Origin of the sequence: Pseudoalteromonas aliena SW19, from assembly GCF_014905615.1 — a bacterium.
Taxonomy (GTDB): Bacteria; Pseudomonadota; Gammaproteobacteria; order Enterobacterales; family Alteromonadaceae; genus Pseudoalteromonas; species Pseudoalteromonas aliena.
Genome location: NZ_AQGU01000027.1, coordinates 258,885 through 282,864 on the forward strand (window position 1 = coordinate 258,885; position 23,980 = coordinate 282,864).

Genomic DNA, 23,980 nt, shown 5'->3' on the forward strand with positions numbered 1-23,980 from the left:
TCTCTAACAATCCTTTTATGTTGTTATAATTAATACTAGCAGATGCTTAAAGCCATGGCGTAAATGTTACAGCCTAAATTGCTCGCCTAAGTAAACATCGCGTACTGTTTTGTCATTTAATACGTGTTCTGGAGTACCTGATGCAATCAGCTCCCCATGAGAAACAATGTAGGCTTTTTCGCAAACATCAAGGGTTTCTCTTACGTTATGATCGGTAATTAACACACCAATCCCACGATTTTTAAGATGTTCTATGATTTTTTTTATATCAAGTACAGAGATTGGGTCAACGCCCGCAAACGGTTCATCTAATAATATAAACTTGGGATTAGCCGCTAATGCGCGGGCTATCTCTACGCGGCGACGTTCACCACCCGATAACGCCATACCTTGGCTGTCACGGATATGTTGAATATTAAATTCGTCTAATAAATTATTTAGCGTATCTTCTCTTTGCTGCTTCTTAAGCTCTTTACGTGTTTCTAAAATTGCCATTAAGTTTTGATAAACAGTTAGCTTTCTAAAAATTGAAGACTCTTGTGGTAAGTAGCCTATGCCTAATCTAGCACGACTGTGCATAGGTAAAAGAGTAATATCGTTATCGTCGATAGATATTTTTCCTTTATCGCTAGGTACTAAGCCCACAATCATATAAAACGTGGTGGTTTTACCTGCGCCATTTGGGCCAAGTAAGCCAACAATACTGCCAGCTTTAACTTCAAGGCCGACGTTTTTTACAACTTCACGGCCTTTATAGCTTTTGGCTAATAGTTCTGCTTTTAATGTGCTCATGGTTGGCCTTTGTCGCTTGTTTTACTTTTTTTAGCTTCAATAGGCACTAAAATTGTGTGAACGCGATCCGTTGAATTTTCATCTTTTTCAGCGCTAATTAATTGCTGTTCTATATCGTAAGTAATACTTTTTGCATTTATTTTTTGCCCAGCTTGTGATACTTGTGCATTACCAACAAGCGTTAAAAAACGCTTAGATACATCGTAACGCACTTCATTAGCACTTGCGCTCATAGTCGTGCCATCGGGTTGTTTTTCTTCAAAATGTGCCGGACTGCCTGTGGCAATTAATAGCTGCTTATTATCACCGAGCTCTTCGCGTTTGTGTACTTCTAAACGGTCGGCGGTAATACGGCGATTTCCATGAATAATTTCAACGTTTTTCTCGAAAATACCCACATTGGCTTTTAATTGGCCTTCTTGTTTATCGGCACTTATTGAGATTTGGTTGGCAGCCGGTTGAGTCGACTGCTCTGCTGCATTACTGTTAAATGCTAATAAAAACGTTGGGATAATAAGTATTTTTGAAAATTTATTGGTCATAATATATGGTTCGCGTATGGTTAATAAGTTTTATCACTTCGGTTTTTAGATCGGCTTCTAGGCCTTTACCAGTGATCTTTAAATTAGGTCCAGTTACAACTACAGGTTGCTCTGAGCGCATTGTTAGTAGCTTTATATCAACTTGAATATTATCGGCATCGATTTTTTCTATCATTGCTTTATCGGTTAGATTTTTAGCGACAACATTACCTTCTAAAACTAATTGTTTGCCTTCGTACAGGGTTGCTTCATCAGCATTTATGCGCCAAGCCTGTTTTTCGTTATATAAAGTAAAAATAGGTTTTTCAAAAAAGGTAAAACCTAATTGTTGATATAACTCCATTTTGGCAGCTGTCACTTTGTGACTTATTTTGCCCTGCTCATCATACGCAGTTTGTTTTAGTTCTATTGCAGTATAATCAGGCTCAGCTATAACCTCAGATGTGCTCTGTGTAGTAATGTTTGTTTGCGTAAAATAAGGGTACCAAAGCCAAACCATACAGCTGATGAATAAAACGCTTAATATTATGCGCGCTATATTCATGAACTTGTACCTTGTGTGGTCAGTGGGTGCCCATTTTCTAGCATTAATAAGTCTGTAAGCTCTCTTACTGCACCGAAGCCGCCAGGCATTTGTGTGGTGTAGTGTGACAGGCGCTTAATTAGCGGGTGAGCATCGTTAACAGCGACTGCAAAGCCGACTAATTCCATCACTGGCATGTCAGGACCATCATCACCAATATAAGCAATTTGTTCATCCGTTAGATCAAGTTTATGTTTTAGTTCTTCATAAGCAACGAGTTTATTTTCTTGACCTTGGTAGATGTGTTGTATGGTCAAGCTACTCATACGGTTTTGTACAATTTGCGAGTGACGTCCAGTAATAACCGCAACGTTAAAGCCGCTATTAATGAGCGCTTTTATACCAAATCCATCTTTAGTATTAAATGCTTTTAGTTCTTCACCTTGGTTGCCTAAGTAAATGCGCCCATCAGAAAATACACCATCAATATCGCAAATAAGCAATTTTACTTTTTTAGCACGTGCTTTAGCATCATCGCTTAGCGGTTGATAGAGTTCTTCAAATTGCATTTATAATACTCCTGCTTTCAATAAGTCTTGCATATTTAGTGCACCGATAGGCTGGTTTTGCTCATTGACAATAATTAAACCATTAATGCGTTTATGTTCCATAATATTAAGTGCTTCGGCAGCCAGCATATCTTGGGTTGCGGTCGTACATGATTTAGTCATTACTTCGCTAATTTGCGTGGTATGAATATCAACTCGTTGCTCTAAAATACGACGTAAATCGCCATCAGTAAATAGCCCCGTTAATTGTTGGTTTTCATCAACAATAGAGGTCATTCCTAAACCTTTAGCCGACATTTCAATCAGTGCGTCTTTTACTGTTTGTGAAATATTAATAATAGGCGTGTTTGCGCCACCGTGCATAACATCTTTTAAAGTAAGTAATAAGCGTTTGCCCAAGCTGCCACCAGGGTGTGAAAGTGCAAAGTCATCGGCTGTAAATCCACGGGCTTCTAAAAGGGCGACAGCTATTGCATCGCCCATAGCAAGTGTTGCTGTGGTACTTGCTGTTGGTGCGAGCCCTAACGGGCAGGCTTCTTGTTCTACTTTTATGCATACGTGTACGTTTGCAAGTGTTGCCATGGTCGATTTTTCATTACCCGTCATCGCTATCATTTTTGCGCCAAGGCGTTTTAACACGGGGATAATATTTAAAACTTCGCTGGTCTCACCTGAGTTTGAAAGAAGCATCACCACATCATTTTTAGTGATCATTCCTAAATCCCCGTGGCTTGCTTCACCAGGGTGTACAAAAAAAGCGGGACTACCAGTACTGGCTAGTGTGGCTGCTATTTTATTGCCAATATGACCGGATTTACCCATGCCAATAACAATAGTGCGACCTTTACAATCGTATATTAATTGACAAGCTTGATGAAAGTTTTCATCTACATATTGTGCAATATCACTCAGTGCTTGGCGCTCTATGTTTAAAACGCGAAGGCCTTGTTCAATAAAGTTTAGCGCTGCCATTATTTACCCTACTTGACTGAAAATATATCCTTGATAGCCCAAAAATGCGATTAACAATAGGCTACCTTCTACTCTATTGATGCGTTGTGTGCCTCTAAAGTTCAATGACATAACAATAAGCGCAATTGTTGCACCAATCATTATTAGTATGTCACGACTTGCTACAGAAGGGTCAATGATTGATGGGTTGATAATACCAGCCAGTGGTAACACCGCCAAAATATTAAAAATATTTGAGCCAACAATATTACCCAGCGCTAAGTCATCTTCGTTTTTAAGCACACCTGCAATGGAGGCTGCAAGCTCTGGTAAACTGGTGCCAATGGCAATGATAGTTAGGCCAATTACTAGGTCACTTAGACCGAAAAACTTAGCAATGTCGACAGCAGAACCAATTAAAAAATATGAGCTGACAGGGAGTAATATCATGCCAATGACTAACCAAAAGACAGCATTTTTTGTTGGTACATTGCTAGGCACATCATCACAGGCTTCTGATACAAATGGGTCGTCTTGATTTTTTGCACGCATAGATACAATAATTAATCCGCCAATAAAGACAATGAAGCCAATTAACAAGGCTACGCCTTCGACTAATGAAAAGTAGTTGTCAGAAAAAATATACCAGCTAGCTAACGATACGAGAAGTACCAGTGGTATTTCTCGTTTTAATGTACCAGATGATACTGAAAGCGGACGAAATAATGCAGTTATACCTAACACGAGTAATATGTTTGTTATATTTGAACCAATGGCATTGCCTACCGCAGTATCCGTTTTACCTGCAAGTGCTGCCGAAGCTGAAACCATCATTTCTGGAGCTGATGAACCCATCGCTACCACAGTCAAACCAACAATGAGAGTTGGAACCCCAAAGTTTTTTGCAAGCGCTGCTGCACCAAAAACAAACCTGTCTGCACTCCAAACTAGAGCTGCAAAACCAAGAATTAAAATAACAAACGAGGTAACCATTGTGTTAAGCCAGTTATTCAAAATAGTAATGGCGCGAATAGTAACAAAAGCCAAGATGAAAGTATAAATAAAAGAGTAAGGTCAACTGTATACCTATGGTGCTTTAAAACAGCTTACTTAGCTATTTAAGCTGAGGTTAAGCTGTTTTGAGTGAGTCTTATAATCCTTTTCACATGTGTATTACAAAATCTTACGAATTGTTTTTTCCATCTTGGATCAAAAAGCTTTAAAATAGCTGCACTAGTGAACATTTTATGGAGAGCGACTTGTCGCAATCAATAGTAGAAGTCAAGGATGTTAGCTTTTCGAGAGGCAATAGAACCATATATAAAAATATGAGTTTTAGTGTACCTAAAGGTAAAATCACTGCGATTATGGGGCCAAGCGGAATTGGCAAAACCACGATGTTACGTTTAATTGGTGGTCAGCTTAAGCCAGATTCGGGTGATATTTTATTTGAAGGCGGTAGCATTCCTAAAATGTCTCGCAAAGAGCTATACGAAGCGCGTACTAAAATGAGTATGCTTTTTCAAAGTGGTGCGTTGTTTACCGACATGTCGGTATTTGACAATATCGCGTTTCCGATAAGAGAGCATACTAAGTTAAGCGAAGATCTTATTCGCTTAGTGGTGCTAATGAAATTGCAAGCTGTTGGCTTACGTGGTGCTAAAGATTTAATGCCATCAGAGTTGTCAGGTGGTATGGCAAGACGTGCTGCACTTGCTCGTTCTATAGCACTTGATCCAGAGCTAATAATGTACGATGAGCCATTTGCTGGCCAAGACCCAATTTCAATGGGGGTTTTAGTTAAGTTAATTAAATCACTTAATGAAGTGTTGGGACTATCGTCTTTAATTGTGACCCATGACGTTACCGAGGTAATGAGTATTGCGGATCACGTTATTATTATTGCTGATCAAGGTGTAATTGGTTGTGGTACTCCTGATGAGATGCGCAACCATGAATCTCCTTTAGTCCAACAGTTTTTAAAAGGCTTGTCGGATGGTCCTGTACCATTTCATTTCCCAGCCCAAGCTTATGCAGATGAGCTACTTGGAGAAAAAGCATAATGTTTGATTTATTTCAAAAGCTAGGACATAAAACGCTAGGGCGTTTTGCGGCCCTGGGTCGTTCTGCTTATATGCTGTTTAGTGCGTTAGCGCATGTACCTAATTTTAAAAAAGGCACTCCGCTACTTATTCGCCAACTTTACATGGTGGGATCGCAATCGCTGCTCATTATTATGGTGTCGGGGTTGTTTATTGGCATGGTGTTGGCGTTGCAAGGTTACACCGTATTGGTGGGGTATGGCGCTGAAGATAGTTTGGGGCCGTTAGTTGCGCTGAGTTTATTACGAGAGCTAGGCCCAGTTGTTACTGCATTACTATTTGCAGGACGAGCAGGTAGCGCACTGACTGCTGAAATTGGCTTAATGAAAGCAACAGAGCAGTTATCATCACTCGAAATGATGGCAATTGATCCACTAAAACGCATAATTGCACCGCGCTTTTGGGCGGGCTTTATTAGTATGCCATTGCTTGCATTGATATTTTCAGCTGTGGCTATTATAGGCGCTCATTTAGTGGGCGTTGATTGGCTAGGAGTTGATACTGGAAGTTTTTGGTCAATCATGCAATCACAAGTGTCGTTTCAGCAAGATATATTAAACGGCATAATTAAAAGCATTGTATTTGCCATTGTGGTGACCTGGATTGCACTTTATAAAGGTTATGACTGTGTACCGACCTCTGAAGGGATCAGTAAAGCAACCACCGAAACGGTTGTACATTCGTCATTGGCAGTTTTAGGTTTTGACTTTATTTTGACAGCGGTAATGTTTACCAGCTAATAGGGTATAGATAATGAATTCACGGAAATTAGAAATTTTAGTTGGTTTTTTTGTAGCGTTAGGAATTTTAGCGTTTGCGATGCTTGCGCTTAAAGTTGCCAATTCAGGTATTAGTGGCACAGGCGAAACATATTCGCTAAATGCCAAGTTTGAAAATATAGGCTCATTAAAAGCACGTGCCCCAGTTAAAGTCGGGGGCGTTGTTATTGGTCGAGTTGACTCTATTTATGTTCATCCACAAGAATTTTTACCAGTCGTTAATATGACTATTGATGCACAGTATTTATGTCGTTTTTCAGATACGAGTTCAATTTCTATTTTAACATCGGGGATTTTGGGTGAGCAGTACTTAGGTCTCCACCCAGTGATTTCGCCAAATTCTGCAGAACAACGTTGTTTAGGCGAAACAGTAACCGAAAATAAGCAAGACCAAGCAATTGACGATTTATTTGGTGTAGATAGTAAAGCACTAGGTGACGGCGATTCAATCACTGATACTAAGTCTGCCATCGTACTTGAAGAGTTAATTGGGCAGTTTTTATTCAACCAAGGTAGTGAGTAATTATTATGTTGAAAAAGTTTTTAGCTATTATAGCACTAGGTACAATGACGTTTGCGCAAAGTATAAATGCAGCTGATGTTAAGCTCGTCGATCCTAATAAAATGGTTCGCCAAGTTGCCGATAATACATTTGCAAGAATAAAAAAGGATCAACCACTAATCGTTAAAAATAGCGAGCATCTTCGCGTTATTGTTGAAGAAGAATTGATGCCTTACATAGATTATAAATACGCTGCACTTCGTGTGTTAGGTAGTGAAGTATCTAAAGTGCGTGCGATAACGGATGAAGCCGAAAAAGCTCAGGCAATTAAAGATATTCAACGTTTTATTATTGTATTTAGAGAGTACTTAGTTGCAACGTATGCGGGTGTATTTACACAGTACACAAACCAAAAAGTTGAGTTTGGTGCTGAGCAAGCATTTAAAGGTAAAGATGTCGTTGTTGTTAAAACTAAAATCATTGAAGATGGTAAACCAGATATCAAAATTGACTTTAAGGTACGAGAAGATCGTGGCGGTGAATGGCGTGCGTACGATATGATTGCTGAAGGTATTAGTTTATTAGATGCGAAACAAAGTGAACTACAAGGTATTTTGCGCCAGCAAGGTATCGACAATGTAAGTAACCTTCTAGAGCAAAAGAGTCAGCTACCGGTTCAGTTTAGAGGTAATGGTGCAAATGACTAAATTGGCGATAAGCCATGTTGATGAACAACACTTTCGGGTAAGCGGTGAGCTTACTCGAAATTCAATTGGCGATGAACGGCTTCTGAACAATAAGCTATTAACTAAGCATAAAATCATCTATTTTGACCTAAGTGGGGTATCTAGGGTTGACACGGCGGGCTTAGCTTGGTTAATTCACTCTTTTGCAGAATTAAAGCAGCAAGGCATTCGCCTTGAGTTGCAAAATTTACCTGAGCAATTGCAAAATTTAATGCAATTGGGTCAAGTTACAACCCTATTTGAGTGAGAGTTATGGAAACTAGCCAAGTCGAAACATTATTACGCGAAGAACTTCAATTAGCTGAAGTGCATGTAAAAGCCAATGGTAGTCATTATGAAGTTGTTGCAGTAGGCGAATGCTTCGACGGTTTAAGCCGAGTTAAAAAGCAGCAGCTAGTTTATGGTCCACTAATGAGTACCATCTCAGATGGTACAATTCACGCCGTATCTATTCGTGCATTTACTCCTGTAGAGTGGAAGCGTGAACAAAAATTTATTTTACCGCAATAAATAGGGCCTCCTAATGGATCAATTTGTAATTCAAGGTGGCACTTCACTTGCTGGTGAGGTGACTATTTCTGGCGCTAAAAATGCCGCACTTCCTATCTTATTTGCTTCACTATTGGCTGATGGTAAAAGTACATTTACCAATGTGCCACGTCTTCGCGATATTGTTACTACCGAAGCGCTATTAAAAACCTTAGGTGCAGATGTTATTTGGCAAGGTGACACACTCATTATTGATGGTGCTACGGTTGATAAAACATTAGCGCCATACGATTTAGTTAAACAAATGCGCGCATCTGTACTTGCCTTAGGCCCTTTAGTTGCAAGATTTGGTGAAGCTCAAGTGTCTTTACCTGGTGGTTGTGCTATTGGTGCTCGTCCTGTAGATATTCATATTCAAGGTCTAGAGCGCATGGGCGCGCACATAAGCGTTGAAAATGGTTATATTAATGCCAAGGTAAATGGGCGTTTGAAAGGCGCTGAAATCTTTATGGAAATGGTAAGCGTAGGCGCTACCGAAAATTTACTGATGGCCGCCGCACTTGCTGATGGTAAAACGGTGCTTGATAACGCAGCACGTGAGCCTGAAATAATCGATTTAGCTAATTGCTTGATTGCTATGGGCGCTAAAATTACGGGTGCAGGCACTAGTCGTATTGAGGTCGAAGGCGTTGAACGTTTAGCTGGATGTGAGCATCGTATTTTGCCTGACAGAATTGAAACAGGTACGTTTTTAGTCGCTGCAGCAATGGCTGGTGGTGAAGTACTTTGTAAAAATACCGACTTTCACTCTCTTGAACCTGTAATTGAAAAATTACGAGCAACGAATGCGCTTCTTGAGGTTCATGAGAATAGTATTTACCTAGATATGCGTGGTCGCGAACTTAAAGCTGTTAATATTAAAACAGCACCGCATCCAGGTTTCCCAACCGATATGCAAGCCCAGTTTACTGCTTTAAATGTAGTGGCAAATGGCAGTGCAACCATAACCGAAACTATTTTCGAAAACCGTTTTATGCATGTACCAGAGCTGCAACGTATGGGAGCAAACATCCGTCTTGAGGGTAATACCGCCATTTGTGGTGATACGCAAAGTCTAACGGGTGCACAAGTTATGGCGACCGATTTACGTGCTTCAGCAAGCTTAATTTTAACGGGAATAGTAGCGCAAGGTGAAACGGTTGTAGATCGTATTTATCATGTTGACAGAGGTTATCAGCGTATTGAGGACAAACTAAGTGCGCTAGGTGCAAATATTAAACGTAAAAGCAGTTAATCACTGTTTTTAAAGTAAAAGCGCGGTTTTATCCGCGCTTTTTTATTTTCTAAGCGAATACAATCGTGTTATAGCTTTGTCTCAAGCTCAGCGACTGTAACCATGATCTTTTCTATTTTACCATTGCGGTAAAGTTCAAATTCTATTTCTTTACCAGGCTCAGTATTACCGATTTCTTTTAGTACCTTTTGTGGGTTAGCCACAGAAAGCCCTGCAATTTTAATAACAATGTCTTGCTCTTCAATACCAGCCTGCCAAGCCGGACCCAAAGGGTCTAAGTTAGTGATACGCATTCCAGACACAGGTGTAAGGCTATCGTTAACCTCTTTGCCAGTGCTATCAACGGCAGTGCCTTCAAAGCCTAAATAACCGCGTACAACTCGACCATGGCGGATTAATTTACTCATTACTTCTTTTGCTAACGTGTAGGGAACAGCAAAAAATATTCCTTGAATATTAAGGTTCTCACGCGTTTTAAATTGAGCAGAAGTAATCCCGACTAAGTCACCATTAGAGTTGACGAGTGCGCCACCTGAGTTGCCCACATTAATCGCCGCATCCATTTGCAATAAATTATTATAAGGGCTATCCGTAATTTTTTGCTTGCCTGTTGCGCTAATAATGCCTTGGGTAATCGTTTGCCCTAAATTGAGCGGGTTGCCAATAGCAAGTACAACATCGCCGACACTGGATATGTAGTCATCATTTATAGGGATGATAGGTAGGTGCTCTGCATTTATTTTAAGGAGCGCCAAATCGGTAATAGTATCAAACCCAATAAGCTGTACATCAAAAAAGCGCCTGCCATCGGTTAAAATTACCATGATTTGGTCTGCATTATTAACTACATGGTAATTGGTGAGAATATAGCCATTTTGCGACATGATTACGCCAGAGCCGAGTTCTTGCACCGTATTTTTGCGTTTATAACGTGGCTCTTTAGAAATACTCTCAGAAAAAATAGTGACCACAGAAGGGGCAGCGCGCTTTACAGCATCCGAAAAACTCAGGTGACTGGCGCTCATCGCGCTCGGTAAAGGCACATTAGGCAATAAAGCGGCTCGCATATTAGGGCTGAAAAAAACCACTAAAAAAGCAATACTAAGGCCTGCAAATAAAGGGGGGAGAATAAATTTTATTAATTTCAGCACGAGTTTCTTATTATGTAAGTGAGCAATCTCTTTATGATGACACAAAAAAAATAACAGCGGCAAGTGCCGCTGTTATTTTTTATTACGTTAGTTGTGTTGTGTTATTACTGAATTAGAATAAAAATCGACTCGCGCCCGCGTTTAACGCCTAGCACTATATTGCCTTTAGTGTTGTCGATAATCTTATTCATGTCGCGAATTGTCTCAACACGTTGGCGGTTTACTTGCATGATAATATCGCCTTCTTCAAGACCAACACGCGCAGAAGGAGAGCGGGGGTCTACCGTTCTAACCTCAACACCTTTATTACTATTTTTTTGTACGTTCTCGAGTTCGGCACCTTGAAAAGCAGGATGCAGCTCTTCGCCGGTTGCAGTAATACCCGATGCGCCATCAAGGGTTACTTTAACCGTTTTAATTTTTCCATCGCGGTATATGCCAAGTTTGATCTCACGGCCTTCGCCCAATGTGGCAATTTTACTGCGCAGTTCGTGAAAACCGCTAATATCACTATCGTTAATACTAACAATAACATCGCCGGCTTTAATACCTGCCTTGCTTGCAGCTGTGTCGTCCATTACTTGCATAACGTAAGCACCTTGTTTTACGTCAAGTTGCTGCGCTTTAGCAAGACCAGCATCAAGTGGGCGGCCAGAAATACCTAATGAGCCTCGACGCACTTCACCGTGTTCAATTATTTGATCAACAAGATTTTTCATCATATTAGAAGGGATAGCAAAACCAATCCCTACATTACCGCCTGAAGCACCTAAAATAGCCGTATTAATCCCTATTAATTCACCATTTAAGTTAACTAAAGCGCCACCAGAGTTGCCTTGGTTAATAGCTGCATCGGTTTGAATAAAGTCTTCATAGCCTTCAATGTTTAAACCACTGCGACCAAGCGCACTCACAATACCCGATGTTACTGTATGGCTAAGGCCAAATGGATTACCGATAGCGACCGCAAAGTCACCAACACGTAATTTATCTGAGTTAGCGAGCTTTATTTCTGTTAAGTCATCAGCATCGATTTGCAAAAGCGCAATGTCAGACTCTTTATCTGTGCCTATTTTAGTCGCTTCAAATTCACGGCCATCTTCTAAAGTGACAACCATTTTTTCGGCATCTTGAATAACATGATTATTTGTAACTACATAACCTTCGTCTGCATTAATAATTACACCTGATCCCAAACCACTAAACTGGCGTTTCTGGCTTCGGGGCTGTTGCTGTCCAAAAAAGTATTCAAGCGGATCTGCACGACGACGTACTTCTTTAGATCCCGATACTTGAATGCTCACAACACCTGGAGATATTTGTTCTAACATAGGTGCGAGAGTGGGAAGTTGTTGACCATTTACTGCAATCGGCATTTTTGCGTAAGATGCGGCAGGACTTATTAATAAACTTGTAGATAAGATAGCTGCGCTGATAAGTGATAATTTCATTTTCATAGTCAGGGGTAACTCCACTTAAGATAAAGCAAAACAAAAAGGGCTACTTTACAGCAGCCCTTTTCGGTTTATTAAAATAAAACAACAAAGCTGTTATATTTAAAGACTATGGGGTCAAAAAAAAGTTCATCAAGATGCTTTAGAATGTTCTGAAACTTTATTTTGGCCAGCAAATAAACCTGATTCGCCTGATACGTAATCAGCAGGTTGTGCTTTAGCCGATGAACGATCTGATTGACGTTCCTTTAAAGACGCCTGCAACTGCTCCGTTGTTTCTTTAGAGAAAAAAGGTTCGGCTGGTTGTTGGTTTCTATCCTCTAAAAGCAGTTGATTGGTTGCCTCAACATGACTAAGTAGTTGATCATAGTTCTCTTTCATTTTATTTACGAGCTTACCTGTATTCGCTAAATGATCTGCTACATCTTGACGATATTGCTCAAGCGCATTTTGAGCTTGTACTGCTTGTTCTTTTAACTCATCTTGCTTGAATTGCTTTTTAGTAATAAATGCACCAATAAAAAATGCCACCACAGCAGTAATGACAATTAAACCTATCCACGTAACTGTACCCATAATTCTACCCCTTGGGAAAATAACTAATAAATGCCGATTCAATTACGAATCATACTAAGGGTAATATACCCCGAGTTATGATGCGTGTTAATATGCTTTTCAAATTAAACTGCGTTTTGACTGTAAATACATATGACTCCTTGGCAAACATATCAACAAGACTTAAAGCGAGATGACTTTGTACATGACGCAGCACAAGAAAATGCGGTGCGTCATTTACAACGTTTATACGATGACTTAACTCAGGCAGCGCCAAAATCAAAAGGCTTTTTTGCTAAGTTATTTAGTAAAAATGAGCCTGCACCTATAAAAGGATTGTACTTTTGGGGGGGAGTTGGGCGTGGTAAAACGTATTTAGTTGACACATTTTATGAATCCTTACCAGGTACACGTAAAATGCGCGTGCATTTTCATCGTTTTATGCACCGCGTACACGATGAGCTTAAAAAGCTAAATAACACCGCAAATCCATTAGAGAAAATAGCAGATATTTTTAAAGCAGAAACAGACATCATTTGCTTTGATGAGTTTTTTGTTCAAGATATTACCGATGCCATGTTGTTAGGCGGCTTAATGGAGGCGCTATTTGCGCGCGGTATTGTACTTGTTGCTACATCGAACATAGTGCCGGATGAGCTTTATCGAAATGGCCTGCAGCGAGCGCGTTTTGTGCCAGCAATCGAGTTAGTTAAACTTAATACTGACATAGTTAATGTAGACTCTGGCATTGACTATCGATTGCGGACACTTGAGCAAGCCGAAATTTTTCATAGCCCGCTTGATGAGCAAGCCGATAAAAATCTATTTGACTACTTCGATAAGCTTTCACCAGAACCTGGGCAATTAAACGAGTCTATAGAAATAGAAGGGCGTTTAATTAAAACCCGCAAAGTGGCTAAATGTGTGGTGATGTTCGAATTTAGTGAATTGTGCGAAACCGCGCGTAGCCAAGTCGATTACATGGAAATTAGTCGTTTATATAACACGGTGATTATATCTAACGTAAAACAGCTTGGACAAACAAACGATGATGCAGCAAGGCGTTTTATTGCATTAGTAGATGAGTTTTACGAGCGTCATGTAACCTTAATTATTTCAGCAGAGCAACCAATCACCGACCTTTATACGCAGGGTAATCTCAACTTTGAATTTAAGCGTTGTATTAGCCGCTTACAGGAAATGCAATCTTTAGAATATTTAGCAAAAGAGCATTTGGTATAAAGCAAAAAGTAATAAAGTTATCTGAGTTAAATATTTTGTGGAAAAAACAGGCGGCCGGTAGCAATGTAGTTTAAGTGCTGGTATACTCCCGCGTCTGCCACGTTGCGTTCTATGCCTTCATATAGTCTAGCCACTTGTGAGCGGCGCAAAAGTCTAAAACTCGAAGGGGTTATAGCAAACTTAGAGCAGTAGTTAATATTAACTACTTGTGGTTTTAATTGAAAAACATTGGATTTTTATAAATGAAAACGTTTGTTGCTAAACCAGAAACAGTAAAACGTGACTGGTACGTAGTTGACGCTGAAGGTAAAACTTTAGGTCGCATCGCTACTGAAATCGCTCATCGCCTACGCGGTAAGCACAAAGCTGAATATACACCGCACGTAGATACTGGTGATTATATCATCGTTATCAACGCTGAAAAAGTTACTGTAACTGGTAACAAATTCAAAAACAAAGTGTACTATTCACACTCTGGTTTTCCAGGTGGTCTTAAGTCTACTACTTTTGATAAACTTCAAGCTGCAAAGCCTGAAATGATCATCGAGAAGGCTGTTAAGGGCATGTTGCCACGTGGTCCTTTAGGCCGCGCTATGTACCGTAAACTTAAAGTTTACACAGGTACTGAGCACAACCATGCTGCACAACAGCCTCAGGTTCTAGACATTTAAGGAGCACCATCATGGCAAATCAATACTACGGTACAGGTCGTCGTAAAAGTTCAAGTGCTCGCGTATTCTTACGCCCAGGCACTGGTAACATCGTAATCAACAAGCGCTCTTTAGAAGAGTACTTTGGTCGCGAAACAGCACGCATGGTTGTTCATCAAGCTCTTGAGCTAGTTGATATGACTGAAAAATTTGATCTTTACATCACCGTTGCTGGTGGTGGTACAACTGGTCAAGCTGGTGCTATCCGTCACGGTATCACTCGTGCACTTATGGAGTTTGACGAGTCACTACGTCCACAACTTCGTAAAGCAGGTTTCGTTACTCGTGATGCACGTAAAGTTGAACGTAAGAAAGTGGGTCTTAAGAAAGCGCGTAAGCGTCCACAGTTCTCAAAACGTTAATCTATACGTTATCAAGAATTTAAAAACCCAGCTTATGCTGGGTTTTTTGTTTTAGAATCAAAAGTTTTGCTATTGTAGTTTAGTTACTTTGATTCCTCTATATCCGGTTATGATGATTTTTTGATGATCATATTTGCCAAGAGCAGCGTATTTATCGAACGAAAGTTATGAAATTGTCAGATAGCTGCAAAAAAGTTAAATAATTATCGTAATTAGTTTAAATCCATCAGTTAATTGATGGATTTATTTGCTACAATTGTCCGGTAAGTAAAATGATCGGTTGAACGACGCTATAGGTAGTTTTTACAGCTTCTGTTTAGTGAAGTTGATCTTGGTCAGTACATTGTTTTTACAGAAACGGTATTATAACTATTCGGCCCTATACTCAAACTGGCTTATTGCACCTTAGGTGAAGTTGGGTTTGTTAGAGCATGAGGCTGTGAATAACCTTGTTTTAATCAAGGGTTTTAATTATGATCGTTTCTATTTTAAAAATTTCGAATAATTAACCTGCTGTAACTGATGTTCTCAATATAGCAAGTGTTGAGAATCGTAAGTGGAGATAAGTGGATGAGCAATGCGCCTGTAGACAATGGCCGACGTCGCTTTTTAACCATAGCTACCTCTGTTGTTGGTGGTGTTGGTGCGGCTGGGGCTGCTGTTCCTTTTATTGCGTCTTGGAATCCAAGTGAGCGAGCTAAATCTGCGGGTGCGCCTGTAGAAGTAGATATCAGCAAACTTGAGCCTGGACAATTAATACGTGTCGAGTGGCGTGGTAAACCTGTATGGGTTGTATCACGTACCCCAAAAATGCTTGAGCAGATGAAAGAACATGAAGGTCAACTTCGTGATCCGCAATCGCAAGAGCCACAACAATTAGAATCATCAACAAATGATTACCGTTCATTACGCCCAGAAATATTCTTGGCTGTAGGTATTTGTACGCATTTAGGATGTTCTCCTGGCTTTTTACAAGGTAACTTTGGTGAAAAAGTAGAAGGGACTGACGATGGTTTCTACTGCCCATGCCACGGTTCTAAATTTGATATGGCTGGCCGAGTATTTCAATCGGTACCTGCACCATTAAACTTAGAAATACCACCTTATACTTTTCTAGATGAAACCACTATTTTAGTGGGCGAAGAAAGAGGGGTAGTCTAATGTTTGGTAAGATTATTGGTTGGATAGACGACCGAATCCCAATGACACGTGTTTGGAACATGCACATTGCACAGTATCCAGCACCTAAAAACTTTAACTTCTGGTACTTTTTTGGCTCACTAGCCATGCTCGTACTAGTAAACCAAATTCTTACCGGTATTTGGTTAACGATGAATTTTGTGCCATCTGCTGAGGGCGCATTCGCCTCAGTTGAATACATTATGCGTGATGTAGAATATGGCTGGTTATTGCGTTACTTGCACTCAACTGGTGCATCAGCGTTTTTCATTGTTGTATATATGCATATGTTCCGTGGCATGATCTACGGTTCTTACCAAAAACCACGTGAACTACTGTGGTTGTTCGGTATGTTTATCTTTTTAGCATTAATGGCTGAAGCGTTCATGGGGTACTTATTACCATGGGGTCAAATGTCATTTTGGGGTGCACAGGTAATCATTTCATTATTCGGCGCTATTCCGGTAATTGGTGATGACTTAACACTTTGGATCCGTGGTGATTACGTAATATCGGGTGCAACGCTTAACCGCTTTTTTGCACTGCATGTAATTGCATTACCACTGGTTATTGTTATCTTAGTTTTCTTACACATTGTAGCTTTACACGAAGTGGGTTCAAACAACCCTGAAGGTGTTGAAATTAAGCGTAAGAAAGGCTCTGTAGCTGAAGAAGATAAGCCTAAATTTAAATTTCATGAGTATTACACTGACAAAAAAGACATTGTTGATGCAATACCGTTCCACCCTTATTACACAGTTAAAGATATTGTGGGTGTGGTTGGTTTCTTAATCTTGTTTTGTTGGGTTGTGTTTTTTATGCCTGCGATGAATGGTTTCTTTTTAGAAGGTCCAAACTTCGAAGCAGCTAACCCGCTTAAAACACCTGAGCATATTTTTCCAGTTTGGTACTTTACGCCATTCTATGCAATCTTACGTGCAATCCCTGATAAGTTAATCGGTGTTGCAGCAATGGGTGCATCGATTGTAGTGCTTGCGTTATTACCTTGGGTAGACCGTGGTACGGTTAAGTCAGTTCGTTACCGTTGTGGTTTCCATAAATGGAACATTGCAGGTTTTGTTGTTACTTTCGTTCTTTTAGGTTGGGTGGGTGCAACTCCACAAACTGATCTGAAAACGATAATTTCTCAAATCTGTACTGTGACTTACTTTATGTTCTTCGTACTGTTGTTCGTATACAGTAAGAATGAAAAAACTAAGCCATTGCCTGAGAGGTTAACAAAATGATGAAGAAGCTTATTATTGGTTTATTTGCTTTATCAGTAAACTTGTTGCCTAACATGGTTATGGCAGCGGGTCCGTCGGTTCCTTTAATGGAAGCTAATAACGACCTTACTGATCAACCATCTTTACAACGCGGTGCAAAGTTGTTTATGAACTACTGCCTTGGTTGTCACCAAATGCAGTATCAGCGTTATGAGCGTACTTTTCGTGATATAGGTATCCCAACAGAAGTTGGTTTAGAGCAGTTGATTTTTGACGGTTCTAAAGTCGGTAGCCATATTACAAATGCAATCACAAAAGACGATGCAGCAAAATGGTTTGGTGCGGCTCCGCCGGATTTGACTCTAATTGCGCGTGTAAAATCACCTGATTATATTTACACGTACTTAAAATCGTTTTATAAAGATGAGTCTCGCCCGTTTGGAGTTAACAATATTGTTTTTCCATCGGTAGGTATGCCGCATGTTCTTCAAGAACTACAAGGTTTACCAGCTCCTATCACTAAAGAAGTAGAAGAGCACGGTCACACAGTGACTAAAGTGATCGCTACTGAAACAGATGGTACGGGTGAGTTAAGCGTAGATGAGTATGACCAAGCAGCTCGTGATTTAACGAACTTCCTTGAGTACGTGGGTGAACCTTCACGTCTTGAGTCGGAAGCACTAGGTATTAAGGTAATTGGATTTTTAATCATCCTATTTATTTTGGCATTTATGCTTAAGAAAGAATACTGGAGAGATGTTCATTAAGTTTGAACATATTTAAAGGTAATTTTGCAATAGGGGCTTAAGCCCCTATTGCTGTTTTAGTGATTTAATGGAGGTAGGCATGGCCGTAGCTGCCAATAAGCGCCCTGTAATGACCCTTTTTTCTGGGGCTAACTGTATGTATAGCCACCAAGTACGCATTGTACTTGCTGAAAAAGGTGTAAGTGTAGATATTCATTTGGCTGAAAAAGATAACCTGCCAGAAGCACTTCACGAAATTAACCCTTACGGTACAGTGCCAACACTGATTGACCGTGAGCTTGGTTTATATCAGGCAAATATCATCATGGAATACCTTGATGAACGTTTTCCTCATCCTCCACTAATGCCTGTATATCCGGTAATGCGTGGCCGTAGCCGTTTAATGATGCACCGTATTGATACTGATTGGTACAGCCTAGCTGATAAAATCATCAACAACACATCAGATGCGGCTCAAGCTCGTAAAGAGTTAACAGAAGCATTACTAGCTGTAGCACCTATCTTTAACGAAGCTCCTTACTTTATGAGTGAAGAGTTTAGCTTAGTAGACTGTTACTTGGCTCCACTACTATGGCGCTTACCAGAATTTGGTATTGAGCTTAATGGTGCGGGTTCTAAAGAAATGAAAGAGTACATGATCCGTTTATTTGAGCGTGAATCATTCCAAGCTTCTTTAACTGAAGCTGAGCGTGAGATCCGTTTATAATGACACCTAATCGTCCTTATTTATTACGTGCCTTTTTTGATTGGATAGTCGATAACGAATGCACACCACACTTAGTGGTAGATGCTGAGTTTGCTAATGTGCAAGTGCCTACACAGTTTGTTCAAGATGGACAAATTGTTTTAAACATAAGCCCATCAGCAGTAACACAGTTTTCGTTAGACTTAACCCAACTAAGCTTTAATGCGCGCTTTGGTGGTCAGCCAATGCAAGTGTATGTGCCTTTAGGTGCAGTGCTAGCAATATATGCGCGTGAAAATGGTGAAGGTACAGTCTTTACAGTAGACGAGTTTTTAGGGGACGAAGACGACTTTGCTCCAGAGCTTGAAAGCGTTGATTCATCAGTTGAATTTATTGATGAAACACCGCCAGAAAAGCCTGAAAAGAAAAAAGGCTCACATTTACGTATTATTAAATAATATATAAATGTCAAAAAAACCGCTTTTAAGCGGTTTTTTTATGCCTATTATTTTTACATATATTCAAATACTTTAATTACACGCTCAACGCCCGATACATTACGGGTAATATTAACCGCTTGATTTGCTTCTTGCTCTGAGACTAAGCCCATTAAAAACACCTCAGCATTTTCGGTAACCACTTTAATGTTATTGCTACTGATATTTTTTGCGGTGAGTAACTGTGCTTTAACTTTTGATGTAAGCCAAGAGTCGTGTGTTTGTGTAGTGACTCCAATGTTCGAGCCAATGCGAATTTGGTTATGTATTTTACGGATACCAGCTACGCCCTCAATGGTACGCTGAGCTTCATTTTTCATTTCTGGGTTTGGAACCTGACCCACAAGTAAAACAATGCCATTAACGCTTATAGCGTTAATATGAGCAAATTTTTCGAGACGTTCTACTTCACTAAAAGCAATGCTCGCTTTTATTTCAATGTTGTTATCATCAATTTGCGAACCAATAGTACGGCGATCGTTTGCAGAGGTCACTGCACTAGCCGTGCCTGCAACAATTGCAGCGGCACAACCTTGTAATAACACAACAGTACTTAAAACAATAAGAGCACGTTTAAACATAATTTTCATCCTGCGGGAAAAGCGTTAAATCAACTAGTTCGCTTAAGCAATGTAAGTTAACCAAATGAGATTCTATAATGCGGCTAGGACGTTTAGAAGGTGTTCTGATCTCTACGTCATTAGGGCCAAGCAAACCCACTAATTCTCCCCCATCATCACCAACCATGACTATGACCTTCATATCTTTGGTTAGTGCAGCTTCTACAGCAGAAATAATATGCTTCTCGTTACCATTTATTGCCAATACCAGTAATAAATCACCTTGCTGAGCAAATGCGCGAACTTGCCGAGCAAATGTTTCATGTTCGTCGTTTTGGCTAGCTTGCCCTAAATTTACATTTTCTTGAGATAAAGCAATAGCAGGTAGGCACGGACGCTCAGTTTCATAATGATTAACCAATACTCCCGCCATATGCTGTGCCAACATATGGCAATTAGCGGTTCCGCAGCAAATGAGTTTATTTCCGTTTATCATGCTTTGTGCAATTGTAAATGCCGCTGACTCAAGCGCACTGGGGAGTACTTCCCCTGCGGCTATTTGAACTTGAATACTTTCTGTAAAAATTTCTTTAATTGTGTCTTGCATAGCCTACCAATAATTTATACTTGATCTTTATATTGAACTTAAGCTCATGTTGCTTAAGTATTTAAAATACGTTTTTAAGCCAGTTTATTTTAGGGGATGACTCTCCCGTTATGGCTACGTAATCAATTCTTAGTGCTTCGTTTGTTAAATTTTTAGCCGCTAAATAATGATAAATACTGCGTTTTAGCCTCGCTTGCTTTTGCGGACTTAACGCATAGTTTGCACCACCGCGTGAATTATTTTTACGAAATTTAACTTCTACAAATACAAGGGTGTTGCCCTCTTTCATAATGACATCAAGCTCACCAAAGGGGCAGTAATAATTACGCTCAATCGGGATTAACCCTTGAGTAACTAAGTATTTTTGTGCTTCAAGCTCATAATACTGGCCTTTTTCACGACTATTTTGCCACAGCTCTTTAAACCACGACATGTCGCCCCCTTATTTAATTTATAGTGTGTATTTCACCCGCTGATTGCATAAATAACGGAATAGGACGCTGTGTTTTTAACTTAACAGGTTTAATGCGTCTGTTTGCATATTGTGCCCAATCGAGTGTGCGTTCTATATAGCCATTACTGTTGACCGATAGTTTGCCACTTAGGCCATTAAACTGCTTACCAGGTATTATACTTAGCTGTCTAATATCATGTAACACGAGTACAGCGTCGTATGCCATCGCAAATAGGCGCTGGCTTATATCAGCCTGATCAGGCCACAATGTATTATATTGATAGCGTAAATTTGATTGTTTTAGTTGTGAATTAAGCATCCACGGTAACTCGGTAAAGTATAGGCCATCTAAATCACCTTTGTCTGTACGATCAATCTGTTTACTATGACTTTTTGAGCTAGCGTAAAGCGGAATTCTGTCCGCAAATGTACTTACATTTACATCTAAGTAAGGTTTAATTAAACGTGTTTCGATTGCATCACCTAGAATATAAATAACGTCTATATCACCGCGTGAGCGTGTTTCATTTTCGACTTCTTGCTTAAATAACGCTTTTACAGTTTTTATACGTTCTTTTGATTTATCAACTTCGAGCAAACTGGTAATGGTGTTTGGCATATCTTTTTTATCATTGTATAAGCCAATTTGCGCTTTAGTTTCACTGTAGCGCTGCCATTGCAAATTAAAATAATCAACAAGACGTTGTCCGTTAGCATTATTAGGCGCAAGTAACATAGGTTTTTGGTAACCCATAGCTAAAAAGTGCTCCAATGCTTGTTCTACTTCATGTTCTGGATTTAATGCAAAAAAGTAATGCTGTAGTGAAATACGCTCGCCATCAAGTGTGTTCAAATGCAAAACGGGTGTATCAATTAATGTTTTAGCACTCGCTAGCTTGTCGATGTTAGCCTTTAGTAGTGGGCCAATTACAAAGTCAGGCTTAATTTTTTCAAGCTGTATTGCAATTTCTTCGGTGCTTAGGTTTTCGTCAATAAAAATAGTTTCAGCTATCTTTTTTGTATCCAGCGCCGCTAAAGCGCCAGCTCTAAGTGCATCACCTAAACGCTCATTAGGGCCCGACTGCGGAAATAGTACCACTAAGCGTTCAATTTTTATGGCTGCTAACTCGGTAAGCGCTGCATCTTTTTTAGGTAAAATAGAATCTGCTGGATGGCCTGTATAACGACGTCGCCAATTATTAATTGCTTGGTCTAATTCCACACCGCTATTTGCATAAACTTGGTAGTATAAAGCAAGGTTAACCCAACCTTGTTGGATCACTGCTCCACGGTTAAAGCGCTCAAGTGCATAAGACGAGAGCTTTTTTAAGTTATCCCACAAGCTTTCATTAAGCTGCGGGATATCAATATTATTTTTAGCTGCTGTTTCTGATGCTTTAAAAAAATAAGGCGCTGCTTTTTTAGGAAAATTTTGTGATGCATAAATACTGGCAGTTAAAAACTGATGCCATGCAAAATGTTCAGGCTGAATAAGTTGACCGTCTAAAGACTGCAAAATAACCAAGGCTTGTTTGTTTTTATTTTGTTGTTTTTGCGCAAACGCAATATAAAGGCGGTTTTGAATCTGATCTACACTGGCTGTTAGCTCAAGGTCACTGCCTATTTGCTCTAATAAAGGCCAGTTTTTTTCATTAATAGCAGCATCGCGCGCGCTATATAATAACTGTATTTTATCGGCACCTTGACGATTTTGAGCTAATAGATAGATAGATTGTGCACTGGTTGCTTGATTTTTTAGTGCATTAGCACTGTTACTGAAGTTATCACTGTTTTTAGTTGGTTTTTCGGTTGTGCTACAAGCCGATAACCCTGACAATATAATTAATAGACTAACTAGTTTAAGTCGCACAATGATTTCCCAATACGTTAACGCGATTTGCTTATATTACTGACTGACGCAGGAGACCTCAATGTTAAATGAGGAGAATTCACAGAAAATTGGCACTCTTTACATCGTAGCCACCCCAATTGGCAATTATGACGACTTAAGTCAGCGTGCAATCGCGACATTATCGCAAGTCGACTTAATAGCTGCTGAAGATACTCGCCATACTGGCAAGCTACTCAGCCACTTTGGTATCAAGGCTAAAACCTTTGCATTACACGATCATAACGAGAAGCAAAAAGCGCAACAAATAATTGATCAGCTTAACCAAGGGCTAAATATCGCGCTGGTTTCTGATGCTGGAACCCCCTTGATCAGTGACCCAGGTTATGCGGTTGTAAACTTATGCCGCGAGCAAGGCGCACATGTAACACCTATACCTGGTGCGTGTGCTGCAATTACAGCCGTGTGTTGCTCTGGGCTACCCACCGACCGCTTTCAGTTTATAGGCTTTACGCCGGCTAAAAGTAAAGCCCGCCAAGACTTTTTTACCGAAGCCGTTAATTCAAGCATGACCAGCATAATGTACGAAAGCACGCACCGTATAATGGCAAGCCTTGATGATTTAGCCCAAGCACTTGGCGACGATCAACAAGTCGTGTTTGCTAAAGAACTGACCAAAACGTTTGAAACATTTTTTAACGGCAGCGTAAGTGAGCTAAAACAGTTTTTAACAAACGATCCAACCAAGCAACGCGGCGAAATAGTACTTATGCTGCCAGGTAAACCCAAGCAAGTAGACGACGTTCCACCAGAAGCACGCAAAATGTTGGCACTACTTGAAAATGAAATGCCAATGAAAAAAGCCTGTGGTGTTGTTGCCGAATACTTTGGAATGAAAAAAAACGCCTTATATAAAACAATTATTGAAGAAAAAGAGTAAATCTTACTGCGCTTGGCATTCGCCTCATGTATACTGCGCGCCGAGTCAGCCAAGATGATCGCTGCCTGTGACGAAAATGATCAGGGGGAGGAAAGTCCGGGCTCCACAGGGCAGAGTGCCAGTTAACGGCTGGGGGGCGCGAGCCCACGACAAGTGCAGCAGAGAGGAGACCGCCAACTTCGGTTGGTAAGGGTGAAAGGGTGCGGTAAGAGCGCACCGGGCCGCTAGTAATAGTCGGTTGCAAGGTAAACTCCACTCGGAGCAAGACCAAATAGGGTTCTATCATTTTAAATAATGAACGCGTGGCCCACGTGAGAACCGGGTAGGTTGCTTGAGCCATAGAGCGATTTATGGCCTAGACGAATGATTATCACTTTCTTCGGAAAGGACAAAACCCGGCTTACCGGCTGACTCACTCATTCAACAAAAAAGCCCGCAGTTAACGCTGCGGGT

The 23,980-nt window shown here is 40.2% G+C and carries 29 protein-coding genes and 1 other RNA gene; 17 read left to right on the top strand and 13 right to left on the bottom strand.

Going from position 1 to position 23,980, the window contains the following annotated elements; translation table 11 throughout:
• Positions 1 to 66 precede the first annotated feature (66 nt).
• Genes lptB through PALI_RS14540 form a run of 6 tightly spaced genes read right to left on the bottom strand, consistent with a single transcriptional unit; the run spans position 67 to position 4,370 of the window.
• Positions 67 to 792 (bottom strand): LPS export ABC transporter ATP-binding protein, encoded by a 726-nt coding sequence (gene lptB, locus PALI_RS14515; protein WP_138584697.1) that lies wholly within the window; start codon positions 790 to 792, stop codon positions 67 to 69.
• Positions 789 to 1,334, bottom strand: a complete 546-nt coding sequence (gene lptA / locus PALI_RS14520; protein WP_193156282.1) for a lipopolysaccharide transport periplasmic protein LptA — start codon at positions 1,332 to 1,334, stop codon at positions 789 to 791. Before lptA ends, lptB begins: the two co-directional genes overlap by 4 nt.
• Positions 1,324 to 1,878 carry an LPS export ABC transporter periplasmic protein LptC gene (gene lptC, locus PALI_RS14525; RefSeq protein ID WP_193156283.1) on the bottom strand — a complete coding sequence of 185 codons (555 nt, stop codon included), beginning with the start codon at positions 1,876 to 1,878 and terminating at the stop codon, positions 1,324 to 1,326. The genes lptA and lptC overlap by 11 nt, the downstream gene beginning before the upstream one ends.
• Positions 1,875 to 2,426, bottom strand: a complete 552-nt coding sequence (kdsC, locus tag PALI_RS14530; protein ID WP_077536015.1) for a 3-deoxy-manno-octulosonate-8-phosphatase KdsC — start codon at positions 2,424 to 2,426, stop codon at positions 1,875 to 1,877. Before kdsC ends, lptC begins: the two co-directional genes overlap by 4 nt.
• Complete coding sequence (locus PALI_RS14535; protein WP_077536014.1) at positions 2,427 to 3,398, bottom strand: KpsF/GutQ family sugar-phosphate isomerase; 972 nt, start codon at positions 3,396 to 3,398, stop codon at positions 2,427 to 2,429. It abuts the gene before it with no gap.
• 3 nt (positions 3,399 to 3,401) lie between these two features.
• The gene (locus tag PALI_RS14540; protein ID WP_077536013.1) at positions 3,402 to 4,370 is read right to left on the bottom strand and encodes a calcium/sodium antiporter; all 969 of its coding nucleotides are present in this window, start codon (positions 4,368 to 4,370) and stop codon (positions 3,402 to 3,404) included.
• A gap of 254 nt (positions 4,371 to 4,624) precedes the next feature.
• Between PALI_RS14540 and PALI_RS14545 the strand changes: the two genes are divergently transcribed.
• Genes PALI_RS14545 through murA form a run of 7 tightly spaced genes read left to right on the top strand, consistent with a single transcriptional unit; the run spans position 4,625 to position 9,289 of the window.
• Complete coding sequence (locus PALI_RS14545; RefSeq protein WP_182702878.1) at positions 4,625 to 5,440, top strand: ATP-binding cassette domain-containing protein; 816 nt, start codon at positions 4,625 to 4,627, stop codon at positions 5,438 to 5,440.
• Complete coding sequence (gene mlaE / locus PALI_RS14550; RefSeq protein WP_077536011.1) at positions 5,440 to 6,219, top strand: lipid asymmetry maintenance ABC transporter permease subunit MlaE; 780 nt, start codon at positions 5,440 to 5,442, stop codon at positions 6,217 to 6,219. Before PALI_RS14545 ends, mlaE begins: the two co-directional genes overlap by 1 nt.
• A 13-nt stretch (positions 6,220 to 6,232) precedes the next feature.
• Positions 6,233 to 6,781: an outer membrane lipid asymmetry maintenance protein MlaD gene (gene mlaD, locus PALI_RS14555; protein WP_193156284.1), complete on the top strand. Its 549-nt coding sequence runs from the start codon at positions 6,233 to 6,235 to the stop codon at positions 6,779 to 6,781.
• Positions 6,782 to 6,786: 5 nt separating this feature from the next.
• Positions 6,787 to 7,467, top strand: coding sequence for an MlaC/ttg2D family ABC transporter substrate-binding protein (locus PALI_RS14560; protein ID WP_193156285.1), 681 nt, complete (start codon positions 6,787 to 6,789; stop codon positions 7,465 to 7,467).
• Positions 7,460 to 7,753 carry an STAS domain-containing protein gene (locus PALI_RS14565; protein WP_077536008.1) on the top strand — a complete coding sequence of 98 codons (294 nt, stop codon included), beginning with the start codon at positions 7,460 to 7,462 and terminating at the stop codon, positions 7,751 to 7,753. The genes PALI_RS14560 and PALI_RS14565 overlap by 8 nt, the downstream gene beginning before the upstream one ends.
• 5 nt (positions 7,754 to 7,758) lie before the next feature.
• Positions 7,759 to 8,016, top strand: coding sequence for a BolA family protein (locus PALI_RS14570; RefSeq protein ID WP_077536007.1), 258 nt, complete (start codon positions 7,759 to 7,761; stop codon positions 8,014 to 8,016).
• 13 nt (positions 8,017 to 8,029) lie between these two features.
• Positions 8,030 to 9,289 (top strand): UDP-N-acetylglucosamine 1-carboxyvinyltransferase, encoded by a 1,260-nt coding sequence (murA, locus tag PALI_RS14575; RefSeq protein ID WP_138584693.1) that lies wholly within the window; start codon positions 8,030 to 8,032, stop codon positions 9,287 to 9,289.
• A 68-nt stretch (positions 9,290 to 9,357) separates the two neighbouring features.
• Here the strand turns inward: murA and PALI_RS14580 are convergent, their stop codons facing one another.
• The 3 genes from PALI_RS14580 to PALI_RS14590 form a co-directional block, all read right to left on the bottom strand.
• The gene (locus tag PALI_RS14580; RefSeq protein ID WP_077536005.1) at positions 9,358 to 10,440 is read right to left on the bottom strand and encodes a trypsin-like peptidase domain-containing protein; all 1,083 of its coding nucleotides are present in this window, start codon (positions 10,438 to 10,440) and stop codon (positions 9,358 to 9,360) included.
• 104 nt (positions 10,441 to 10,544) lie between these two features.
• Entirely contained in the window at positions 10,545 to 11,897 is a 1,353-nt protein-coding gene (locus PALI_RS14585; protein WP_138584691.1) for a Do family serine endopeptidase, read from the bottom strand.
• Between the two features lie 129 nt (positions 11,898 to 12,026).
• Positions 12,027 to 12,470: a YhcB family protein gene (locus tag PALI_RS14590; protein WP_077536003.1), complete on the bottom strand. Its 444-nt coding sequence runs from the start codon at positions 12,468 to 12,470 to the stop codon at positions 12,027 to 12,029.
• Positions 12,471 to 12,602: 132 nt separating this feature from the next.
• On the opposite strand from PALI_RS14590, the gene zapE reads away from it, so the two are divergent.
• From zapE to PALI_RS14630, 8 genes are all read left to right on the top strand, one after another.
• Positions 12,603 to 13,691, top strand: a complete 1,089-nt coding sequence (gene zapE, locus PALI_RS14595) for a cell division protein ZapE (protein ID WP_077536002.1) — start codon at positions 12,603 to 12,605, stop codon at positions 13,689 to 13,691.
• 242 nt (positions 13,692 to 13,933) lie between these two features.
• On the top strand, positions 13,934 to 14,362 hold the full coding sequence (gene rplM / locus PALI_RS14600) for a 50S ribosomal protein L13 (RefSeq protein WP_077536001.1): 429 nt from the start codon (positions 13,934 to 13,936) through the stop codon (positions 14,360 to 14,362).
• An 8-nt stretch (positions 14,363 to 14,370) separates the two neighbouring features.
• Positions 14,371 to 14,763 (top strand): 30S ribosomal protein S9, encoded by a 393-nt coding sequence (rpsI, locus tag PALI_RS14605; RefSeq protein ID WP_024599268.1) that lies wholly within the window; start codon positions 14,371 to 14,373, stop codon positions 14,761 to 14,763.
• Between the two features lie 570 nt (positions 14,764 to 15,333).
• On the top strand, positions 15,334 to 15,924 hold the full coding sequence (gene petA, locus PALI_RS14610) for a ubiquinol-cytochrome c reductase iron-sulfur subunit (RefSeq protein ID WP_007378319.1): 591 nt from the start codon (positions 15,334 to 15,336) through the stop codon (positions 15,922 to 15,924).
• Positions 15,924 to 17,189, top strand: a complete 1,266-nt coding sequence (locus PALI_RS14615; RefSeq protein ID WP_077536000.1) for a cytochrome b — start codon at positions 15,924 to 15,926, stop codon at positions 17,187 to 17,189. The genes petA and PALI_RS14615 overlap by 1 nt, the downstream gene beginning before the upstream one ends.
• Positions 17,186 to 17,935, top strand: coding sequence for a cytochrome c1 (locus PALI_RS14620; RefSeq protein ID WP_193156286.1), 750 nt, complete (start codon positions 17,186 to 17,188; stop codon positions 17,933 to 17,935). The genes PALI_RS14615 and PALI_RS14620 overlap by 4 nt, the downstream gene beginning before the upstream one ends.
• A 79-nt stretch (positions 17,936 to 18,014) precedes the next feature.
• Complete coding sequence (gene sspA / locus PALI_RS14625; RefSeq protein ID WP_077538834.1) at positions 18,015 to 18,641, top strand: stringent starvation protein SspA; 627 nt, start codon at positions 18,015 to 18,017, stop codon at positions 18,639 to 18,641.
• Positions 18,641 to 19,078: a ClpXP protease specificity-enhancing factor gene (locus PALI_RS14630; RefSeq protein WP_193156287.1), complete on the top strand. Its 438-nt coding sequence runs from the start codon at positions 18,641 to 18,643 to the stop codon at positions 19,076 to 19,078. The genes sspA and PALI_RS14630 overlap by 1 nt, the downstream gene beginning before the upstream one ends.
• Before the next feature lie 53 nt (positions 19,079 to 19,131).
• Here the strand turns inward: PALI_RS14630 and dolP are convergent, their stop codons facing one another.
• The 4 genes from dolP to PALI_RS14650 all read right to left on the bottom strand — a co-directional run bounded on the left by dolP (position 19,132) and on the right by PALI_RS14650 (position 22,608).
• Entirely contained in the window at positions 19,132 to 19,698 is a 567-nt protein-coding gene (gene dolP / locus PALI_RS14635; protein WP_138584690.1) for a division/outer membrane stress-associated lipid-binding lipoprotein, read from the bottom strand.
• Positions 19,691 to 20,284: an SIS domain-containing protein gene (locus PALI_RS14640; RefSeq protein WP_077535997.1), complete on the bottom strand. Its 594-nt coding sequence runs from the start codon at positions 20,282 to 20,284 to the stop codon at positions 19,691 to 19,693. Before PALI_RS14640 ends, dolP begins: the two co-directional genes overlap by 8 nt.
• Before the next feature lie 61 nt (positions 20,285 to 20,345).
• Complete coding sequence (locus tag PALI_RS14645) at positions 20,346 to 20,717, bottom strand: YraN family protein (RefSeq protein WP_077535996.1); 372 nt, start codon at positions 20,715 to 20,717, stop codon at positions 20,346 to 20,348.
• A gap of 13 nt (positions 20,718 to 20,730) precedes the next feature.
• Positions 20,731 to 22,608 (bottom strand): penicillin-binding protein activator, encoded by a 1,878-nt coding sequence (locus tag PALI_RS14650; RefSeq protein WP_193156288.1) that lies wholly within the window; start codon positions 22,606 to 22,608, stop codon positions 20,731 to 20,733.
• A 61-nt stretch (positions 22,609 to 22,669) separates the two neighbouring features.
• Here PALI_RS14650 and rsmI point away from each other — a divergent pair, with 61 nt between their 5' ends.
• Together rsmI and rnpB are read left to right on the top strand one after the other, a co-directional pair.
• Positions 22,670 to 23,527 carry a 16S rRNA (cytidine(1402)-2'-O)-methyltransferase gene (gene rsmI, locus PALI_RS14655; RefSeq protein WP_193156289.1) on the top strand — a complete coding sequence of 286 codons (858 nt, stop codon included), beginning with the start codon at positions 22,670 to 22,672 and terminating at the stop codon, positions 23,525 to 23,527.
• 41 nt (positions 23,528 to 23,568) lie between these two features.
• Positions 23,569 to 23,946, top strand: an RNA gene (gene rnpB, locus PALI_RS14660) — RNase P RNA component class A.
• The last annotated feature ends 34 nt before the right edge of the window (positions 23,947 to 23,980 follow it).

What these genes read in the sequence shown, in the direction of transcription:
- lptB (WP_138584697.1), bottom strand. Translation starts at nt 792, where the DNA reads ATGAGCACATTAAAAGCAGAACTATTAGCCAAAAGCTATAAAGGCCGT.
- lptA (WP_193156282.1), bottom strand. Translation starts at nt 1,334, where the DNA reads ATGACCAATAAATTTTCAAAAATACTTATTATCCCAACGTTTTTATTA.
- lptC (WP_193156283.1), bottom strand. Translation starts at nt 1,878, where the DNA reads ATGAATATAGCGCGCATAATATTAAGCGTTTTATTCATCAGCTGTATG.
- kdsC (WP_077536015.1), bottom strand. Translation starts at nt 2,426, where the DNA reads ATGCAATTTGAAGAACTCTATCAACCGCTAAGCGATGATGCTAAAGCA.
- PALI_RS14535 (WP_077536014.1), bottom strand. Translation starts at nt 3,398, where the DNA reads ATGGCAGCGCTAAACTTTATTGAACAAGGCCTTCGCGTTTTAAACATA.
- PALI_RS14540 (WP_077536013.1), bottom strand. Translation starts at nt 4,370, where the DNA reads ATGGTTACCTCGTTTGTTATTTTAATTCTTGGTTTTGCAGCTCTAGTT.
- PALI_RS14545 (WP_182702878.1), top strand. Translation starts at nt 4,625, where the DNA reads ATGGAGAGCGACTTGTCGCAATCAATAGTAGAAGTCAAGGATGTTAGC.
- mlaE (WP_077536011.1), top strand. Translation starts at nt 5,440, where the DNA reads ATGTTTGATTTATTTCAAAAGCTAGGACATAAAACGCTAGGGCGTTTT.
- mlaD (WP_193156284.1), top strand. Translation starts at nt 6,233, where the DNA reads ATGAATTCACGGAAATTAGAAATTTTAGTTGGTTTTTTTGTAGCGTTA.
- PALI_RS14560 (WP_193156285.1), top strand. Translation starts at nt 6,787, where the DNA reads ATGTTGAAAAAGTTTTTAGCTATTATAGCACTAGGTACAATGACGTTT.
- PALI_RS14565 (WP_077536008.1), top strand. Translation starts at nt 7,460, where the DNA reads ATGACTAAATTGGCGATAAGCCATGTTGATGAACAACACTTTCGGGTA.
- PALI_RS14570 (WP_077536007.1), top strand. Translation starts at nt 7,759, where the DNA reads ATGGAAACTAGCCAAGTCGAAACATTATTACGCGAAGAACTTCAATTA.
- murA (WP_138584693.1), top strand. Translation starts at nt 8,030, where the DNA reads ATGGATCAATTTGTAATTCAAGGTGGCACTTCACTTGCTGGTGAGGTG.
- PALI_RS14585 (WP_138584691.1), bottom strand. Translation starts at nt 11,897, where the DNA reads ATGAAAATGAAATTATCACTTATCAGCGCAGCTATCTTATCTACAAGT.
- PALI_RS14590 (WP_077536003.1), bottom strand. Translation starts at nt 12,470, where the DNA reads ATGGGTACAGTTACGTGGATAGGTTTAATTGTCATTACTGCTGTGGTG.
- zapE (WP_077536002.1), top strand. Translation starts at nt 12,603, where the DNA reads ATGACTCCTTGGCAAACATATCAACAAGACTTAAAGCGAGATGACTTT.
- rplM (WP_077536001.1), top strand. Translation starts at nt 13,934, where the DNA reads ATGAAAACGTTTGTTGCTAAACCAGAAACAGTAAAACGTGACTGGTAC.
- petA (WP_007378319.1), top strand. Translation starts at nt 15,334, where the DNA reads ATGAGCAATGCGCCTGTAGACAATGGCCGACGTCGCTTTTTAACCATA.
- PALI_RS14615 (WP_077536000.1), top strand. Translation starts at nt 15,924, where the DNA reads ATGTTTGGTAAGATTATTGGTTGGATAGACGACCGAATCCCAATGACA.
- PALI_RS14620 (WP_193156286.1), top strand. Translation starts at nt 17,186, where the DNA reads ATGATGAAGAAGCTTATTATTGGTTTATTTGCTTTATCAGTAAACTTG.
- sspA (WP_077538834.1), top strand. Translation starts at nt 18,015, where the DNA reads ATGGCCGTAGCTGCCAATAAGCGCCCTGTAATGACCCTTTTTTCTGGG.
- PALI_RS14630 (WP_193156287.1), top strand. Translation starts at nt 18,641, where the DNA reads ATGACACCTAATCGTCCTTATTTATTACGTGCCTTTTTTGATTGGATA.
- dolP (WP_138584690.1), bottom strand. Translation starts at nt 19,698, where the DNA reads ATGTTTAAACGTGCTCTTATTGTTTTAAGTACTGTTGTGTTATTACAA.
- PALI_RS14640 (WP_077535997.1), bottom strand. Translation starts at nt 20,284, where the DNA reads ATGCAAGACACAATTAAAGAAATTTTTACAGAAAGTATTCAAGTTCAA.
- PALI_RS14645 (WP_077535996.1), bottom strand. Translation starts at nt 20,717, where the DNA reads ATGTCGTGGTTTAAAGAGCTGTGGCAAAATAGTCGTGAAAAAGGCCAG.
- rsmI (WP_193156289.1), top strand. Translation starts at nt 22,670, where the DNA reads ATGTTAAATGAGGAGAATTCACAGAAAATTGGCACTCTTTACATCGTA.